This is a genomic window from Candidatus Eisenbacteria bacterium (assembly GCA_020847735.1).
Classification (GTDB): domain Bacteria; phylum Eisenbacteria; class RBG-16-71-46; order RBG-16-71-46; family RBG-16-71-46; genus CAIXRL01.
Genome location: JADLBL010000020.1, coordinates 485684 through 500803 on the forward strand (window position 1 = coordinate 485684; position 15120 = coordinate 500803).

Annotated in this window: 15 protein-coding genes; 10 read left to right on the forward strand and 5 right to left on the reverse strand. The window is 70.8% G+C overall.

Features of this window, described 5'->3' with window-relative positions:
* Positions 1 to 828, reverse strand: a complete 828-nt coding sequence (locus IT347_10660; GenBank protein MCC6350036.1) for a class I SAM-dependent methyltransferase — start codon at positions 826 to 828, stop codon at positions 1 to 3.
* Between the two features lie 164 nt (positions 829 to 992).
* Here IT347_10660 and IT347_10665 point away from each other — a divergent pair, with 164 nt between their 5' ends.
* A complete protein-coding gene (locus IT347_10665) occupies positions 993 to 2000 on the forward strand; it encodes an AraC family transcriptional regulator (protein MCC6350037.1) in 1008 nt (335 codons plus the stop codon).
* Between the two features lie 320 nt (positions 2001 to 2320).
* On the forward strand, positions 2321 to 2902 hold the full coding sequence (locus IT347_10670; protein ID MCC6350038.1) for a hypothetical protein: 582 nt from the start codon (positions 2321 to 2323) through the stop codon (positions 2900 to 2902).
* Positions 2903 to 2963: 61 nt separating this feature from the next.
* Here the strand turns inward: IT347_10670 and IT347_10675 are convergent, their stop codons facing one another.
* The gene (locus IT347_10675) at positions 2964 to 3707 is read right to left on the reverse strand and encodes a DUF480 domain-containing protein (protein MCC6350039.1); all 744 of its coding nucleotides are present in this window, start codon (positions 3705 to 3707) and stop codon (positions 2964 to 2966) included.
* 189 nt (positions 3708 to 3896) lie between these two features.
* Here IT347_10675 and IT347_10680 point away from each other — a divergent pair, with 189 nt between their 5' ends.
* The 3 genes from IT347_10680 to IT347_10690 are packed head-to-tail and all read left to right on the forward strand — an operon-like array spanning position 3897 to position 7685.
* Positions 3897 to 5174: an efflux RND transporter periplasmic adaptor subunit gene (locus IT347_10680; GenBank protein ID MCC6350040.1), complete on the forward strand. Its 1278-nt coding sequence runs from the start codon at positions 3897 to 3899 to the stop codon at positions 5172 to 5174.
* A 13-nt stretch (positions 5175 to 5187) separates the two neighbouring features.
* The gene (locus IT347_10685) at positions 5188 to 6426 is read left to right on the forward strand and encodes an ABC transporter permease (GenBank protein MCC6350041.1); all 1239 of its coding nucleotides are present in this window, start codon (positions 5188 to 5190) and stop codon (positions 6424 to 6426) included.
* An 11-nt stretch (positions 6427 to 6437) separates the two neighbouring features.
* Positions 6438 to 7685 (forward strand): ABC transporter permease, encoded by a 1248-nt coding sequence (locus IT347_10690; protein MCC6350042.1) that lies wholly within the window; start codon positions 6438 to 6440, stop codon positions 7683 to 7685.
* 230 nt (positions 7686 to 7915) lie between these two features.
* Here the strand turns inward: IT347_10690 and IT347_10695 are convergent, their stop codons facing one another.
* Together IT347_10695 and IT347_10700 are read right to left on the reverse strand one after the other, a co-directional pair.
* Positions 7916 to 8392, reverse strand: coding sequence for a peroxiredoxin (locus IT347_10695; GenBank protein ID MCC6350043.1), 477 nt, complete (start codon positions 8390 to 8392; stop codon positions 7916 to 7918).
* 200 nt (positions 8393 to 8592) lie between these two features.
* Positions 8593 to 9618 carry an AraC family transcriptional regulator gene (locus IT347_10700; protein ID MCC6350044.1) on the reverse strand — a complete coding sequence of 342 codons (1026 nt, stop codon included), beginning with the start codon at positions 9616 to 9618 and terminating at the stop codon, positions 8593 to 8595.
* Positions 9619 to 9785: 167 nt separating this feature from the next.
* On the opposite strand from IT347_10700, the gene IT347_10705 reads away from it, so the two are divergent.
* The 4 genes from IT347_10705 (at position 9786) to IT347_10720 (ending at position 13664) form a co-directional block, all read left to right on the forward strand.
* A complete protein-coding gene (locus tag IT347_10705; protein ID MCC6350045.1) occupies positions 9786 to 10589 on the forward strand; it encodes a hypothetical protein in 804 nt (267 codons plus the stop codon).
* A gap of 265 nt (positions 10590 to 10854) precedes the next feature.
* On the forward strand, positions 10855 to 12417 hold the full coding sequence (locus tag IT347_10710) for a hypothetical protein (GenBank protein MCC6350046.1): 1563 nt from the start codon (positions 10855 to 10857) through the stop codon (positions 12415 to 12417).
* A gap of 85 nt (positions 12418 to 12502) precedes the next feature.
* Entirely contained in the window at positions 12503 to 12952 is a 450-nt protein-coding gene (locus IT347_10715) for an SET domain-containing protein (protein ID MCC6350047.1), read from the forward strand.
* 187 nt (positions 12953 to 13139) lie between these two features.
* Positions 13140 to 13664 carry an SET domain-containing protein gene (locus IT347_10720; protein ID MCC6350048.1) on the forward strand — a complete coding sequence of 175 codons (525 nt, stop codon included), beginning with the start codon at positions 13140 to 13142 and terminating at the stop codon, positions 13662 to 13664.
* Positions 13665 to 13802: 138 nt separating this feature from the next.
* On the opposite strand, the gene IT347_10725 is transcribed toward IT347_10720, so the two are convergent.
* The gene (locus IT347_10725) at positions 13803 to 14147 is read right to left on the reverse strand and encodes a cupin domain-containing protein (GenBank protein ID MCC6350049.1); all 345 of its coding nucleotides are present in this window, start codon (positions 14145 to 14147) and stop codon (positions 13803 to 13805) included.
* A 292-nt stretch (positions 14148 to 14439) separates the two neighbouring features.
* On the opposite strand from IT347_10725, the gene IT347_10730 reads away from it, so the two are divergent.
* Positions 14440 to 14907: a hypothetical protein gene (locus tag IT347_10730; GenBank protein ID MCC6350050.1), complete on the forward strand. Its 468-nt coding sequence runs from the start codon at positions 14440 to 14442 to the stop codon at positions 14905 to 14907.
* Positions 14908 to 15120 lie beyond the last annotated feature (213 nt).

Below are 15120 nucleotides of genomic sequence, written 5' to 3' on the forward strand. Positions count from 1 at the left end.
TCAGGCCCGCGTGATCACGACCTCGAGGTACTCGCCCGGCACGATCAGCGAAGCCGCGCCGCCGCGGTTGCGCCGCTGGAGCAGCTCGATGAGCGCGGCGTGAAGCGCCTTCTGCCCGGCCTCGTCCAGCGCGGCGAAAGCCTTGTGCACCGGTCCGTAGTAGCGGCGGAACTCGTCCACCCAGTGTTCGGCCGAGCGGTAGCGGAACACGTGGTGCCGGCGGTGCGCCCGCAGACCGGCCGCCTGCGGACCGAACAGCTCGACCAGGCGCGGTTCCGTGCCCCACGCGGCCGCCGGACGCAGGCCGGCCGGCGGCGGAACGAAACCGCCGACCAGCCGGAACAGCTCGCCGACGAACCCTTCCGGCGTCCAGTTCGCGAGCCCGATGCGCCCGCCGGGGCGCGTCACCCGCAGCATCCCGGCCGCGGCACGCTCCTGGTCCGGCGCGAACATGACCCCGAAGGTCGAGAGCACCACGTCGAACTCACCGTCGGCGAACGGCAGGTTCTCGACGTCGGCGACGCGCGTGCGCAGGGCCAGCCCGTCGGCCTCCGCGCGCTTCGCGCCCTGCGCGAGCAGTTCGGGCACGTAGTCGGTCGAGGTGACGTCGGCGTAGCGGCGCGCGGCCGCGAGGGAGGCGTTTCCGTTGCCGGCGGCGACGTCGAGCACGCGGTCGTTGGCGCTCAGGTCCACCGCCTCGCACAGCGACTCGCCGACGAGCGTGAGCTGGACGCCGATCCGGCCGTAGTCACCGGACGACCAGGTGATCTGCTGGCGGGACTTGATGGCTTCCAGCGGGGAAGCCGCGGATGAGACGTTCGCTGACATGGTGTGCTCCTCGTGGTTTGGAAGTGGGGTCATTCCCACGCGGAGCAGGATGCCGGTCGCAGGACCTTGACGCATTGCCCGGCGTCGGGAAGATATTGCCGACCGTCCGGGTGCGAGCGGGAGCGGGTCCGCGCGACGCCGGCCGGAGGCGCGGGGGAACGTCCATGAGCGGTGACACGCTGTCCGACCTGCTCCGCGCCGTGCGACTGCGGGGCGCGGTCTTCTACCACATCGAAGCGGACGAGCGCTGGGTCGCCGAGGCCCCGCCCGCGCGCGAGATCATCGCGGCGATCATGCCCGGCGCCGGGCACATGATCGAGTTCCACGGCATCGTGCGCGGCTCATGCTGGGCCGCGGTGCTCGGCGAGCCACCGGTGCGGCTGGAGGCCGGCGACGTGGTGCTCTTCCCGCAGGGCGAAGCGCACACGCTGTCGAGCGCGCCCGGCATGCGCGCCGGACAGATGGACCGCAGCCTGTTCTTTACGCCGCGGCCGCTGCAGCTGCCGTTCGGTCTGCGGGTGGACGACGCCGGCGTCGTGACGCCGAGGCGCGAGGAGGCCGCCTCGGGCGGCACCACGGTCGTGTGCGGCTTCCTCGGCTTCGACGCCCGGCCGTTCAATCCGCTACTCGCCTCGCTGCCGCGGGTGCTGCACGTGCCCGGCGCCGCCCTGGGGGACGCCTCGTGGATCGCGGGCTTCCTGCGCACGGCCGCCGACGAGTCGGGCCGGCGCCGCCCCGGGGGCGAGGCGGTGCTCGAGCGGATGAGCGAGATGATGTTCGTCGAGGTCCTGAGGCGCCACCTCGATGCGCTCCCATCGGAGCAGACCGGCTGGCTTGCCGGCCTGCGCGACCCCGCGGTCGGCCGGGCGCTGTCGTTGCTGCACTCGCGTCCCGCCGAGGCCTGGACGCTCGAGTCCCTCGGGGAGCAGGCCGGGCTCTCGCGCTCGAGCCTGCACGAACGATTCGTCCACTTCATCGGCCAGCCGCCGATGCAGTATCTGGCTCAGTGGCGCATGCAACTCGCCGCGGCACTTCTGCGGGACACCGATTCCAAGCTGATCGAGATCGCCCTCGAGGTCGGCTACGAGAACGAGGCGGCCTTCTCGCGCGCGTTCAAGCGCATGGCGGGGAGTTCGCCGGGCAGCTGGCGGCGCGCCCTGCGCTCGGGCTGAGGGTTCCGTCGCGGCGCGGCGACGACGCGGCCGCGCCGCCAACAGGGCGCGGGACGGCACGCGCCCGAAGCCCGGGGCGCGGAAATCAGCCGGAACAGGAACCCGCCGCCGGGCATTCCGCCGGCCGGGAAAAAGCCCTCCGTGGGGGTGCCGGCAAGCTCCCTGACGCGATCGGGAGGCGATTTTCGCCGAACCCGCATGTGCCCGCGCGGGATATCTGGCGTTCAAGGTGGTGTACGGCTAGTCTGCCGGCCAATTCCCCCGCTCGAACCCCCCGGCCGCGCTCCAGCGCCGGCCCGGTCCGTCCCCGGAGGTGCCGCATGAAACAAATCGCGACTCTCTTCCTCGTGTTGTGCGCTTCCGCGCTCCTTCCTGCCATGGCTTCCGCGGGGCAGAAGAACATCGGGCTCACGCGAATCTTCGGGACCGCGCACGTGGCTGCTTCCATCACCATTCCGCCCGAGTGGGGCGGGATCTGGGATGTGACGGATTCGACCTACGACTGCCTCGGCAACTTTCAGAGCGTGGACACCGAACCCGACACGCTCTGCCCGGGCACACAAGTGATTGGCGACGACGAGAATCCGGTGGTCTGGGACTGCTCGGGAACCGCGGACGCCAATTCCGTGAACGTGACCTGCACCGGAAGCAGCGAGCTGATGCCGGACTGCGTGGCGAACTACACGTACACGATCTCCGGCACGCGCTCGAGCGACTCCTACTTCGTGGTGACCACGATCTCGATCACCTATTCCGGCACCGCGAAGGGCTGCGACATGATTCCTCCCTATTGCTCACAGAACAATAGCCACGGCATTCGCACCGCGCCGACACCGGTCTCGTACTGCCAGACGCCGGTGCGTCCCGGGACGTGGGGAGAACTCAAGGTCCGCTACCGCTGACGGGGCGACGGGGCGGCCTGGCGCTCGATCGGCGCACCCGACGGCCGGCCGCCGGAGCCGCTCAGCGGGTGAACGAGCGGACCGCCGCCTCGATCTCGGCGACTTTCGCCCGCAGGCCGGTGACTTCGGCCCGCAGGGCGGCGACCTCGGCCGCGAGCGTGTCGGCCGACGTGACCGGCCCGCCGTCGGGCGTGGTTGCGGCGGCCGCGTGCGCGACGGGGTGGGCGGGCGCCGGGGCCGTGGAATCCGCGGCTCCTCCCGCGTAGCGCCCCCGCAGCTCCGCCAGTTCGTCCGGCGGGTAGAGGTTGTGGCTCACGATCTGCCCGCGCCCGGGCGGCGTGAGCTCGATCATGAGCCCGCGATCCAGCAGCGCCTGCGCGATGGGGCGCAGGGCCGCGAGATCCTCGATGGGTTCCATGCGCGCGGCCCGGCCCCGCAGCTCGCCCATGGCCTGCGCGCCGCGCAGCAGCAGTTCCGCCAGGACCGCCGCCTCGGCCCGGTCCACGCCCAGCCACTCGTAGGCGTGGTGCCGGTACTTGGACACCCGCCCCAGCCAGTCCATCTCGCTCACGGCCTTCAGCGTCCGCAGCCGGTCGAGTGCCTGTTCGACGGCCAGCTCGTCGTAGTCGGTCACGGGATCACGATTGTTCTTCTGGTTGCATCCGGCGACGATCGCGTTCACCGACATGGGGTAGCCGGCGGGCGTGGTCTTGGCCTTCTCGATCAGCACGCCGAGGACGCGGCGCTCGCGCGGGGCGAGCGGTGTCCATGCGGGCGCGGGCGGATTCGCTTCGGATGGCGGCATGGCGCCGCGAAGGTACCCGCGAAGCGGCCGGCGCGGAAGGGCGCGAGTGCGGCGCGCGGGCGCCCGGCGCCGGCGGAGCCCCCGAGCACACGGCCCGCGTAACTTTTGTGTCTCCGGCCACGTACTGCGGGCCGGCGCCGGCCGGCGCCGGCCATTGCGGTTCCACCCCGAGCCCGGAGCACGTGTCGAATGAAGAGGAAGAGCAGGCTTCTCTGGGGGGCCGCCGCCTTTGTCGCGGTGACGATCCTGGTCCTCGGCGTCGCGGCGAAGAGCCGCGGCCCGAAGGGACTCGAGGTCCAGACCGCGAAGGTGGAGCGGCGCGAGATCGTCCAGCGGGTCACCGCCACCGGCCGCATCCAGCCGAAGACCCAGGTCAAGATCAGCGCCGACGTGAGCGCGAAGATCAAGCGCCTGGGGGTCGTCGAGGGCCAGTGGGTGGACAAGGGCGCGTTTCTCGTCGAGCTCGACCGCGAGCGCTACCTGGCCGCCGTCGAGAGCGCCGAGGCGACGGTGCGCTCGGCGCAGGCGAACGCCACGCTGGTGCGCGAGAACCGGGACCGCGCGCAAAAGGAATTCGAGCGCTCGAAGGAACTCATGGCGCGTCAGCTCGAGTCCGAGTCCGACCACGACGCGCGGCGCACGGCGGCCCAGGTCGAGGAGGCGCGCTGGAAGTCGGCGCTCGAGCAGGTCGCCCAGGCCCGGGCCGCGCTCAAGCAGGCCCGCGACGATCTGTCCAAGACGACGATCTACGCGCCCATGGCCGGCACCGTGAGCGTCCTCAACAAGGAGGCCGGCGAGATCGCGCTCGGGTCGCAGTTCCAGGCGGACGTGATCCTCGTCATCGCCGATCTCTCGGAGATGGAAGCGCAGGTGGACGTGGACGAGAACGACATCGTCGCGATCCGCAAGGGGCAGGCGGCCGGGATCGAGGCCGACGCGCTGCTCTCGCAACCGCTGAAGGGCGCCGTCTCGGAGATCAGCAGCAGCGCCAACGCGACGGCCGAGGGCACGTCGGAGCAGAAGACGGATTTCGAGATCAAGATCGCGATCCAGGATCCGCCGCGGACGCTGCGCCCGGGGATGACCGCGACCGCCGAGATCGTGACGAACACGAACCCGAAGGCCCTGAGCGTGCCGATCCAGTGCGTCGCGTTGCGGACGGTGGACCAGCTGATGAAGAAGGGCGAGCGGCGCAAGGACGTCGAGTCGCGCTACAAGCCCGACAAGGACGGCTTCGTCCAGGTCGTCTTCTGCCTCGAGAACGGCAGGGCGGCGGCCCGGCAGGTGAGGACCGGAATCCAGAGCGAGGACCGCATCGAAGTCCTGGACGGCCTCAAGGAAGGCGAGGAGGTCGTGACCGGCAGCTATCGGGCGATCTCGAAGGATCTCGAAAACGGCGCCGTGGTGCGCGTCAACAACCAGAAGTCGCCCGACAAGTCCGACGCCGGCGACCCGGCGCGCGGCTAGCAACGACGCCGGAATGCCCTTCCCCGTCCTGCTTCGCGAGTCCTTCCGCATCGCGCTCGCCGCCCTCGCGGCCAACAAGGCGCGCGGAGCGCTCACGACGCTCGGGATCGTCATCGGGATCGTCGCGGTCGTCACGACGATGACCGCGGTCAACGGACTGCAGAACCGGTTCCGCGAGAGCTTCTCGGCGGTCGGCAGCGACGTCCTCTACGTGTCGCGCATGCCGTGGGTCGTGATGAACGACTTCTTCCTCTACCGCAACCGTCGGCCGATCGACCTGCGCGAGGCGCGCGCGCTCGAGACACGGCTGCGCGGGCGGGCCGCGGTGAGTTCCTCGATCTCCCGTCGCGCCGATGTCCGCTACGGCTCGCGCGCGCTCGAGGACGTGCTCGTGATCGGCACCACCGAGCGCCGGCAGCTGGTGTCCACGACCCGGCCGGAGAGCGGCCGGTTCCTGATGCCCTTCGACGTCGAGTACAAGCGGAACGTGTGCGTGATCGGCCGGGACGTGAGCGACGCGTTGTTCGCGGGGCTCGACCCGGTGAACCGCAAGCTGCGCATCGGCGCCCACGAGTTTCGCGTCATCGGGGTCATGGAGAAGCAGGGTGGCGGTTTCCTCGGCGGGCCCAACTTCGACCGGCAGGTCTACATCCCGATCACCTCCCACGTGCGCGTGTTCGGGGCGCGCCGCGGGCTGGTGGACGTCAACATCGCGGTCAAGGCGCCCCGCCAGGAGGAGATGGCCGACTTCGAGTACGAACTGATCGGCGAGATGCGGAAGGTTCGCGGGCTGCGGCCCGCCGAAGGGGACAACTTCTCGGTCAACAAGCTGGACAGCCTCGTCGGCACCTTCAACAACGTCATGGGCATCGTGCTGCTCGTCGGGCTGCTGGTCACGAGCCTGTCGCTGTTCGTGGGCGCGGTCGGGGTCATGAACATCATGCTCGTGTCGGTGACCGAGCGGACGCGCGAAATCGGCATCCGGCAGGCGATCGGCGCGACCCGGCTCAGCATCCTCACCCAGTTCCTGCTCGAGTCCGCCGCGATCTGCCTGCTCGGTGGCGCGGTCGGCATCGCGCTGGCCGCGGCGATCACCGCGGTGCTGAACGCCACGCTCATGCCGGCGAGCCTGTCGCTGCCGATCGTCGGCGTCGCGGTGCTCGTCTCGGTGCTGGTCGGAGTGGCCGCGGGCGTCGCTCCGGCCTGGCGCGGTGCGCGGCTCGATCCGGTCGAAGCGCTCCGCTACGAATAGGGGACGGCGCGATGAATCCGCGGGATCTGCTGGCCATGTCGCTCGGCGCGCTGTTCGCGAACAAGCTGCGCAGCCTGCTGACGCTTATCGGCATCGTCGTCGGCGTCGCTTCGATCATCGCCGTCATGACCGCGATCTCGCTGGTCCAGTCCGCGATGGAGCGCGAGATGAGCGTGCTCGGTGCGCAGACCTTCCAGGTCCAGAAGTGGCCCGCGGGAGGCTTCGTGACGGACGCCGAGCAGCGCCGCGCGATGCGCCGGCCACCGCTCACGCTCGCCGACGCCGACGCCATCCGCGGCAACGTGGCGGCGGTGGACCTGGTCGGCGCCGAACTCTGGGACTTCGGGTTCGCCGCCGAGTACCACGGCGAGCGGACCCACCCGAACCTGTCGTTGTGCGGCGGCACGCCCGAGTACTCGGCCAACAACAGTCACTTCGTCGGACAGGGCAGGAACCTGTCGCCGCTGGACGTGCGGAGCGGCGCCCGGGTCGTGGTGATCGGACCGGCGATCGCCCGGAAGCTGTTTCCGTTCGTGGACCCGATCGGGCGCGATCTGTTCGTGGACCGCCGGCCGTACCGCGTGATCGGCGTGTTCGACGAGAAGAAGTCGGCCTTCGGCGGCGGTTTCGACAGCTACCTGCTGATTCCGGTCAGCACGTTCCTGAACGTGTACGGGCTCGTGGACCGGCAGGGCACGGCGCGTTCGGTCAACATCACGGTGCGGGCGAAGAGCCCCGAACAGATGGACGACGCCATCGACCAGACGCGGCAGATCCTGCGCGCCCGCCGCGGCGTCCGGCCGGGCGAGCCCGACAACTTCGACTTCTACAACAGCGCCAGCCTGATCACCGAGTTCAACAAGATGAGCCTCGGGGTGAAGCTCGCGGGCTTCGTCATCGGCATCATCGCCCTGATCGTGGCGGGCATCGGCATCATGAACATCATGCTCGTGGCGGTCACCGAGCGGACGCGCGAGATCGGGCTGCGCAAGGCGCTCGGCGCGCGGCCCGCGGGCATCCGCGCGCAGTTCCTGCTCGAGGCGGTGCTGCTGTGCAATGCGGGCGGTGTCGTCGGGGTGCTCGCCGGGTTCGCTCTGGGCAACCTGGTCGCGCTGTTTGCCCGCTTCGACCCGCGCGTGCCGCTCGAGTGGGCGGTGATCGGCCTGCTGTTCTGCACCGCGGTCGGCGTGGTCTTCGGGCTCCTGCCGGCGGTGCGCGCTTCCCGTCTGGACCCGATCGAGGCGCTGCGGTACGAGTAGTTCATGCTGCGTCTCTCGCCCGACCTGCGGTCCGCGATCGGCGCGAGCGTCGTACCGCGGCCCTGCGCGTGCAGGAGCGCCACGGCCCGAAGGCCCCGCTCGCGACGAACGCCGCGGACCCGGGCCCGCGCCGCCTCTCGACGCGGCGGTTCCGCGAGCACCGATTCGCCCGCCTTGCAGCCGACGTCGTCGCGTCCGGGGAGGGCCGGCGTCTCCCGGGCCCGGCCGGCTCAGGAGCCGCGCACGAACGCGAGCACGTCCTCCACGTGGCCGCTGACGCTCACCCTGGGCCAGACGCGGGCGATGTGCCCGGTCTTGTCGATCACGAACGTGGTGCGCTCGATGTAGGTGAAGGACTTGCCGTCGCGTTCGCGCTGGCGCAGGACGCCGTAGGCGCGCGAGACCCGCCCGTCGGTGTCGGCGAGGAGCGGAAACGTCAGCTTCTCTTTGGCGCGGAAGCGGCGGTGCGAGGCGAGGTCGTCCATCGAGACGCCGAGCACGACGACCCCGGCGCGCTTGAGGTCGTCCCGGTGGTCGCGAAAATCACACGCCTCCTTGGTGCAGCCCGGCGTCTCGTCCTTCGGGTAGAAGTAGAGCACCACCGTCCGGCCCTTGAGCTTGTCCAGCTTCTGCGTGCCGCCCGCGGTCGAAGCGAGCGAGAAGTCGGGTGCGGCCTGTCCGACCTGCGGAAGCGCCGTGGAATCCATGGGCGCGGCGGCCGGCGCGGAGGACTGCGCGCGTGCCGGAGCAGGCGCGGCGGCGGCGGCGAGCGCGAACGTTGCGGCGAAGAGCAGGGTGGTGAGACGGGACATCGGATCCTCCCGGTCGTGGGACGACGGCGCGCGGCGACGGTGGGTGAGGGGACGGCCTTCGGATGCGGCGGTGGCGGGCGAGGCGCGCGCGGATTTCACGCTCCCGACCGCCGCGACTTTTCCCGGGCCCGGGAAGGGGTCTCGCCCGTCCAGCGTTTGAAAGCCCGATGAAACGTGCTCGGGTCCGCGAAGCCCAGCAGGTAGGCGATCTCGGCGATCGCGATGTCGGGCTGCTCGAGGTAGAGCTGTGCGGTGGCCCTTCTCACCTGGTCGGCGAGGGTGATGTACGAGCAGCCGAGCTCGCCCAGCCGCCGCTGCAGGCTTCGCGGGCTCATTCCCAGCTCCCGTGCGACGGCCTCGAGCGAGGCCCGGTCGCCGCGAAGGCGGGCGCCGATGGCCTGCCTCGTGCGCTCCACCAGCGCCGGGCCCCTCGGCAGGTCGCGCAGCAACCGGTCGGCGTGCTCGCTCAGCACCTGCAGCACGCCGGGATGGGCGTGGGCCGTCGGGGTGTCCCAGGCTGCGCGGCCGATCTCGATCCGGCAGCGCCGCGCCTCGAACTCGACCGTGCAGCCGAAGATTCGCCGGTGCTCGCGGGGGTCGGCGGGCGCCGGGTGGACGAACGTCACGCGGAGGAGCGGAACCGGCGCCTCGGTGGCCGCGCGCACGTGCAGGACGAAGGCGGCGAAGCAGTACTCGGCGAACGCGCGCGCGACCGGGCCGGCGCCGCCCTCCTCGACGATGTCGAGCGTGACCGGGTCGCCCGACTCGTCGATCGGCAGCCGGATGGCCGTGTTGATGAGGTGGAAATAACGCGCGGCGAAGCGGAACGCCTCGCCGACGGTGGCGGCGTTCGCGGCCATGAAGTCGATGACCTTGTAGGCGCCGAGCGGGCACGCCTCGGCGGCGTGCAGCGAGAGCACCGGATCGCGGGAGAGCTCGTAGGCCTTCTCCCACAGCCGGCCCACGACGGCCGCGTCGAGCCGGGCGTCCGGATCGTCCAGCTGCTCGCGGGGGACACCGGCGGCGCGCAGCAGTTCGGCCGCATCGAGGCCCAGCCCCTCGCAGGCGCCGACCATCGCGCGGCTCGAAACCGTGAGCACCGTTCCGGTTCGCGTCCACATGCGGGTGCAGGCTACCGCAGGCGAAGGCGATCTGGCGTGCAAAGCACGAACTCTGGCGTCCGCGGCCCGTCCCCGCCCCCGTGCCGCTCCGTAATCCGGCCAGGCACACGCGCGACGGGCGCGGGCCGCCGGGGCGCCGTCCCGGCCGCTGCGGAAGGAGGGACGTCATGAAGCGAGCGACGCTGTATCTGGCCGCCCTGCTGGGGCTCGTTCCCACGCTGGCACTGGCGCATGGCGAGAACGGTCATGCCGCGGATCCCAACCTGCACGTGGATCCGGGTCTGAAGGATTGCTCCGTGGACTTCGCGCCCGGGTTGACGCAGGTCGCGTTCCGGCGCTTCGCCCGGGAGTTCGGTTCGGCGTCGGCGTTCACGCTCATGGCGCCGCCGACGACGCTCGGCCGCGGGCACGTCGCGTTCGCCCTCGACGTCACCTCGTTCTCGGTCGAGGAAAAGGCGGACGCGTGGAACGACACGTTCTCGCACCCGGACGACCGTCACGAGCTCGGCTCGCGCAGGCAGTTTCCCAAGCTCCGCCTGCGCGCAGGGCTGTCCGACCGGGCGGACCTCGGCGTCTTCTACACGGCGAACCCCAACGCCAACTATGGCTGGTTCGGCATCGAAGGCCGCTACGCGCTGTGGCGGCAGGATGGGACGACGCCGGTGAGCGTGGTGGCGCGCGGCGCATGGACGAAGACGCTTTATGTGGACGACATAGACCTGCAGGCCGCCACCGGAGACCTCGAGGCGGGTCGGACGTTCTGGAACGTGTTCACGCCCTACGCCGGCGTCGGCACCACCGTCGTCGTGGTGCGCGAGACGACCGATTCGGTGGACCTGCATTCCGAGACGCTGCAGATCCCGCACGTCCTCGGGGGCGCCGAGCTGCGGTGGTGGCGCTTCTCGCTCGGCGGCGAAGTGCGCGCTTCGGCGCTCACGACCTTCGAAGTGCAGCTGGCGACGATCTTCTGATCGGATCCCGGCGGGGTCCGAAGCCCGTGGACACCGGCCCGCCCCGTCGCCCGCCTCGCGGCGGCGACCGGCGCGGGCCGCAGGTCGTGCGAAATGCCATGTGCGAGCGCGATGCGGTGCGAAATCCCGGACGCGACCGTGAAGTGTTTGTCACCCGGGCGGGATTGACACCGCACACGCGCCGGCGCTTGATACGCTTCGATGCGCGCCTCAGCCCGAGTTCCGGCGCCATCCTCCCATCCGACCGTCACCCGAAAGGTCGAGCTTGAAACCGTCCGGTCCGCTTCGCCCGCTCGCCGCGCTGGTCCTGATGTTCGTCGCTCTCGCCCCCGGACCCGCCTTCGCCCAGACGGATCCGCGGCCGAGCCCGCGCGACAACCACACGGCGATCTACGACCCGGTGCGCGACCGGATGATCGTGTTCGGCGGCTGGAACGGCGTCACGAACTTCGGCGACGCGTGGGCGCTGTCGCTCTCGGGCACGCCCACCTGGACGCCGCTCTCGCCGGCGGGCACGCCACCCGCGGGCCGCCGGTGGCACAGCGCCGTGTACGATTCGCTGCGCGACCGCATGCTGGTCTTTGGCGGCTTCACCGGCGATCTGTACGTCAACGACGTCTGGGCCCTGTCGCTCGCCGGCACTCCCGAGTGGACCGAACTGACCCCCACCGGAACGCCGCCGAGCCCGCGCTATCGCCAGAGCGCCATCTACGACCCGGTGCGCGATCGGCTGGTGATCTTCGGCGGCTGGTTCTCGGGCGACGGCTACAACGACGTCTGGGCCCTGTCGCTCGCGGGCACCCCGCAGTGGCAGGAACTCACGCCCGCCGGACCGCTGCCGAGCCCGCGCATCTCGCACAGCGCCATCTTCGATCCGATCCGCGACCGCATGCTCGTCTTTGGCGGCGTGGACGACAGCCTGCTGAACGAAACCTGGGCGCTGTCCATGGACAACCCGGCCTGGACGGAACTCTCGCCCGCGGGGGAGCGGCCCCTGCCGCGCTACATCCACAGCGCGGTCTACGACCCGGTGCGCGACCGCATGGTGATCTACGGCGGGTACGACGTCGCCCTTTACGGCGAGGACGCGTGGGCGCTCTCGCTCGCGGACTCCGGCTCCTGGAGCGAACTCGCGCCGGCCGGGTCGCTGCCTCCCGGCCGCCAGGGACACGGCGCGATTTACGATCCGCTTCGGGACCGCATGGTCGTCTTCGGCGGCTTCGGCGCCCCCGGCTTTCTCGACGACACCTGGTCGCTGTCGCTCGGCGACCCCACGGCGTGGACGCCGATGTTCCCCTCCGCGCTGCTGACGCTGACCGTGAACGCCGAGCACGGCACCGTGACGGAGGATCCGCTGCCGGCCGGGGGCGGGTTCGCCTACGGCACGGCCGTCCACCTGACCGCGGTCCCCGACGCCGGATACCACTTCGTGGACTTCAGCGGCGCGATCGCCGCGACGACCGACACCGCCACCGTGGTCCTGGTCAGCGACGAGACGGTGACCGCCAGCTTCGCGCCCACGCTCGCGGTGGACGGAAACGCGCTGCCGGCCGCGACGCTCCTGCAGCCGGCGCGACCGAATCCGTTCCACGGCACCGCGACGCTGGACTTCAGCCTCGTGCGTGGCGGGCCCGTGGACCTTTCGGTGTTCGCGGTGGATGGCCGGCACGTGCGCACGCTGGACCACGAGGCGCTGGCCGCCGGCGAGTACCGGGAGCGCTGGGACGGTCGCGACGACGACGGGAACCCGCTGGCTTCCGGCGTCTACTACGCGCGGCTCGAGACCGAGGACGGCCCGCTCACGCGGATCATCACCTACCTGCGGTGAGGCGGTCAGGGCCCGGAACGTGGTAGTGGTTGGCACCTCCCACGTCCCATTCGTTCCGGTCCCTTCGCCCGACCCGAGGTCGCCCGTGAAGAAGCGCCCGCCGCACGACGGCGTCTACGCCCGCATCGGCCCCTCGCGCGTTCACGGCGTCGGCGTCATCGCCATTCGCGATATTCCGGCCGGGACGCTCGTTTTTCGGGGTGAGAACGAGCGCGTCGCATGGGTCTCACGCGCGGCCGTGCGGCGCCTGCCGCCCGCGACGCGCGCCCTGTACGAGGACTTCGGCATGATCTGGGGCGGGCGCATCGGCGTGCCCCCGAGCCTCAACAACCTGTCCGTGGGCTGGTACGTGAACCATTCCACGCGGCCGAACGTCGAGGCCGGTGAGGACGCCCGCTTCCGCGCGCTTCGCCGGATTCGCAGGGGCGAGGAACTGACCGCCGACTACCGGACGTTCGTGGACGAGCCGCTGGCGTTTCGCGCCCGAGGAGCGCGGAGGAAGAAGCGCGCGCCAGCCGGCAGGCGCGAGACGTAGCCTTCGCCGCCTCGTCCGCCCGAAGCGGCGGCATTCGGTTCATGCTTCGAGTGGTCTCGCGCGCATTCTTTGCTTGATGTCGGGGCGCGTTGCCACGAAAGTGCGCGTGGTCGGCATCGTCCCGCGCGAGTCGACCCTCGGACGCGGGACTTCACGCAGGATGGATCCGCACGCACGGAGGCGTCCCTTGGCCGAGGCCTATCCGAAGCTGCTGTCGCTGCCGCGTCACGCCCACCCTTCCGCAACGCTGCTGCGCACCGGCGCCGATCTCGTCGGCATCCAGGTGCAGGATCGTCACCGCCGCCTCGTCGCCGTCGGCGACATCGCCCGCGGAACGCTCGTCTTCCGGCTCGAGGGCCGTGAAAGCCCGAAGCCGACGCGGTACTCCGTGCAGGTGGGCCCGGGGCTTCATCTCGACCCCGACTTCGGCAGGGACGAGTTCGAGATGGTGCAGAAGTACTTCTGGCGCTACCTGGACCACGCCTGCGAGCCGACCGTGCGGATCATCGGCCGCGACGTGATCGCGCTGCGCGACATCGCCGAGGACGAGGGCGTGACCTTTCACTACTGCACCACCGAGTACGACATGGCGACACCCTTCGACTGCCGGTGCGGGAGCGATCACTGCATGGGCAGGATCCGCGGCGCGTGTCACCTGACGCCGGTCCAGCGCCGCCGGCTGGCGAAGTGGATGGCCGACTACCTGAAGTAGTGGAGAAGGGCCGCGGCGACCCGCCGGGGTGAACCTCGGAGGGTCGCCGCGCGCTCGAGAGAGGGCGATCGTGAATGCGGCCGGAGTCCGTGCCCGGCGTGTGCCCGGCCCTGCTGCCCGAGGTTTGCGCCCCGCCGCTCAGGACTTCCGGACGATATCCACCGAAACCTCCACCGCCGTCTGCGTTCCCCGGTTCTCGAGCCAGTGCAGGGTGTTCCGGTCCTCGGGCCATCCTAGGCCCGGCCCATACTCGGTCGCGACGCCATTGCGGTGATCGGTGATCGTGCCCTGCAGGATGTAGACTGTGCCCGGCCTGCCCCTGTGGTCGTGAAGCGGGCCGAAGACCGCACCCGGCTCCATCGTGACCAGTCGCATTCGCAGCTCGCGGCCCTCCATGCCCTCGATCTCGGGGCCGAGGTCAATCGCCGCCAACAGCTTCACCGTGACGCCGCGGGAATCCGGCACCTTCCGCTCTTCGCTCATCGAGTTTCTCCCGTCGCAGGGCTGCCGCCCGCTGAAGTGCGCAGGTCGCGCGCGGCCGATCCGCGTGCTCACGACCTCGGCGTGCACGCTTCATGGACGCGGCGGCCGCGCGTTACGCGCCGCACGATAACCGGTGGCTGACGCGCTGTCAGGGCATCCACCGTTGCCCCCGGTGTCGGTTGCCCGCCCACCGCTGCCGTCCCCTTGCGTGCGCGCTCAAGCGCGGTCACGACGCGTTCGATAACCACCCCGCGAAGCCGGGCCCAGCCTGCCCGGTTCCCCAGGGGGTTTCATGCTCCGGTTCCTGCGGTTCCGCGTCCTGCTGGCCGTCGCCCTGATCCTGTTCGCGATGGCCGCCGTGCATCAGGCCATGCACACCACGCAAGGCGTGAAGGGTGCGCTCGAGGACGGGCCCCTCGCGTCGGCGGACTTCCGCGCCCCGATCGTGGACGTCGAGACCCTCCTGTTTTCGCCGGCTCCGCTCTCGATGGAAGATCGAACGCGGCTCGCCGGGGCGATCGACGCGATGCGCCGCGAGCTCGAGGCGCGCGGTGGGACGAATCTGGCGAAGTACAGCGCGCGCGAGCTCGGGACGCTGGCGGGCATGAGCCGCGGACTCGGCAGGCTCGAGGGCGACCCCCTCGATCGCGTCCGGCAGAACTGGATGCGCATCCGCTCGAACACCTTCGACGACGCGTGGTGGTACCGCTTCAGCGAATCCGACCCGCCCGTGCCGCGCGAGGAGCCTCCGACGAAGTAGCAGGCGAGGTGGAGCGAGCGCACGCGCAGGCCGAATCGCGAGGGGTGGAGCTGCGGGTGCGCGTTGATGCGACCGGGTGTGGCGTCCCCCACCGTACCTACTTGGAACCATCTGCGGGATTGGCTGCGCGAGATGGACGGCGTGCGGGCCGTATTGACGGGCGAAGCGGCCTGACGCGCGATCTGCGGGCGCGAGGGCGCGACGTGGACACTC

Excerpts from the sequence above, each read along its gene's own strand:
- IT347_10695 (MCC6350043.1), bottom strand. The coding sequence starts at position 8,392 with ATGGATTCCACGGCGCTTCCGCAGGTCGGACAGGCCGCACCCGACTTC.
- IT347_10660 (MCC6350036.1), bottom strand. The coding sequence starts at position 828 with ATGTCAGCGAACGTCTCATCCGCGGCTTCCCCGCTGGAAGCCATCAAG.
- IT347_10675 (MCC6350039.1), bottom strand. The coding sequence starts at position 3,707 with ATGCCGCCATCCGAAGCGAATCCGCCCGCGCCCGCATGGACACCGCTC.
- IT347_10665 (MCC6350037.1), top strand. The coding sequence starts at position 993 with ATGAGCGGTGACACGCTGTCCGACCTGCTCCGCGCCGTGCGACTGCGG.
- IT347_10725 (MCC6350049.1), bottom strand. The coding sequence starts at position 14,147 with ATGAGCGAAGAGCGGAAGGTGCCGGATTCCCGCGGCGTCACGGTGAAG.
- IT347_10670 (MCC6350038.1), top strand. The coding sequence starts at position 2,321 with ATGAAACAAATCGCGACTCTCTTCCTCGTGTTGTGCGCTTCCGCGCTC.
- IT347_10690 (MCC6350042.1), top strand. The coding sequence starts at position 6,438 with ATGAATCCGCGGGATCTGCTGGCCATGTCGCTCGGCGCGCTGTTCGCG.
- IT347_10705 (MCC6350045.1), top strand. The coding sequence starts at position 9,786 with ATGAAGCGAGCGACGCTGTATCTGGCCGCCCTGCTGGGGCTCGTTCCC.
- IT347_10685 (MCC6350041.1), top strand. The coding sequence starts at position 5,188 with ATGCCCTTCCCCGTCCTGCTTCGCGAGTCCTTCCGCATCGCGCTCGCC.
- IT347_10730 (MCC6350050.1), top strand. The coding sequence starts at position 14,440 with ATGCTCCGGTTCCTGCGGTTCCGCGTCCTGCTGGCCGTCGCCCTGATC.
- IT347_10700 (MCC6350044.1), bottom strand. The coding sequence starts at position 9,618 with ATGTGGACGCGAACCGGAACGGTGCTCACGGTTTCGAGCCGCGCGATG.
- IT347_10680 (MCC6350040.1), top strand. The coding sequence starts at position 3,897 with ATGAAGAGGAAGAGCAGGCTTCTCTGGGGGGCCGCCGCCTTTGTCGCG.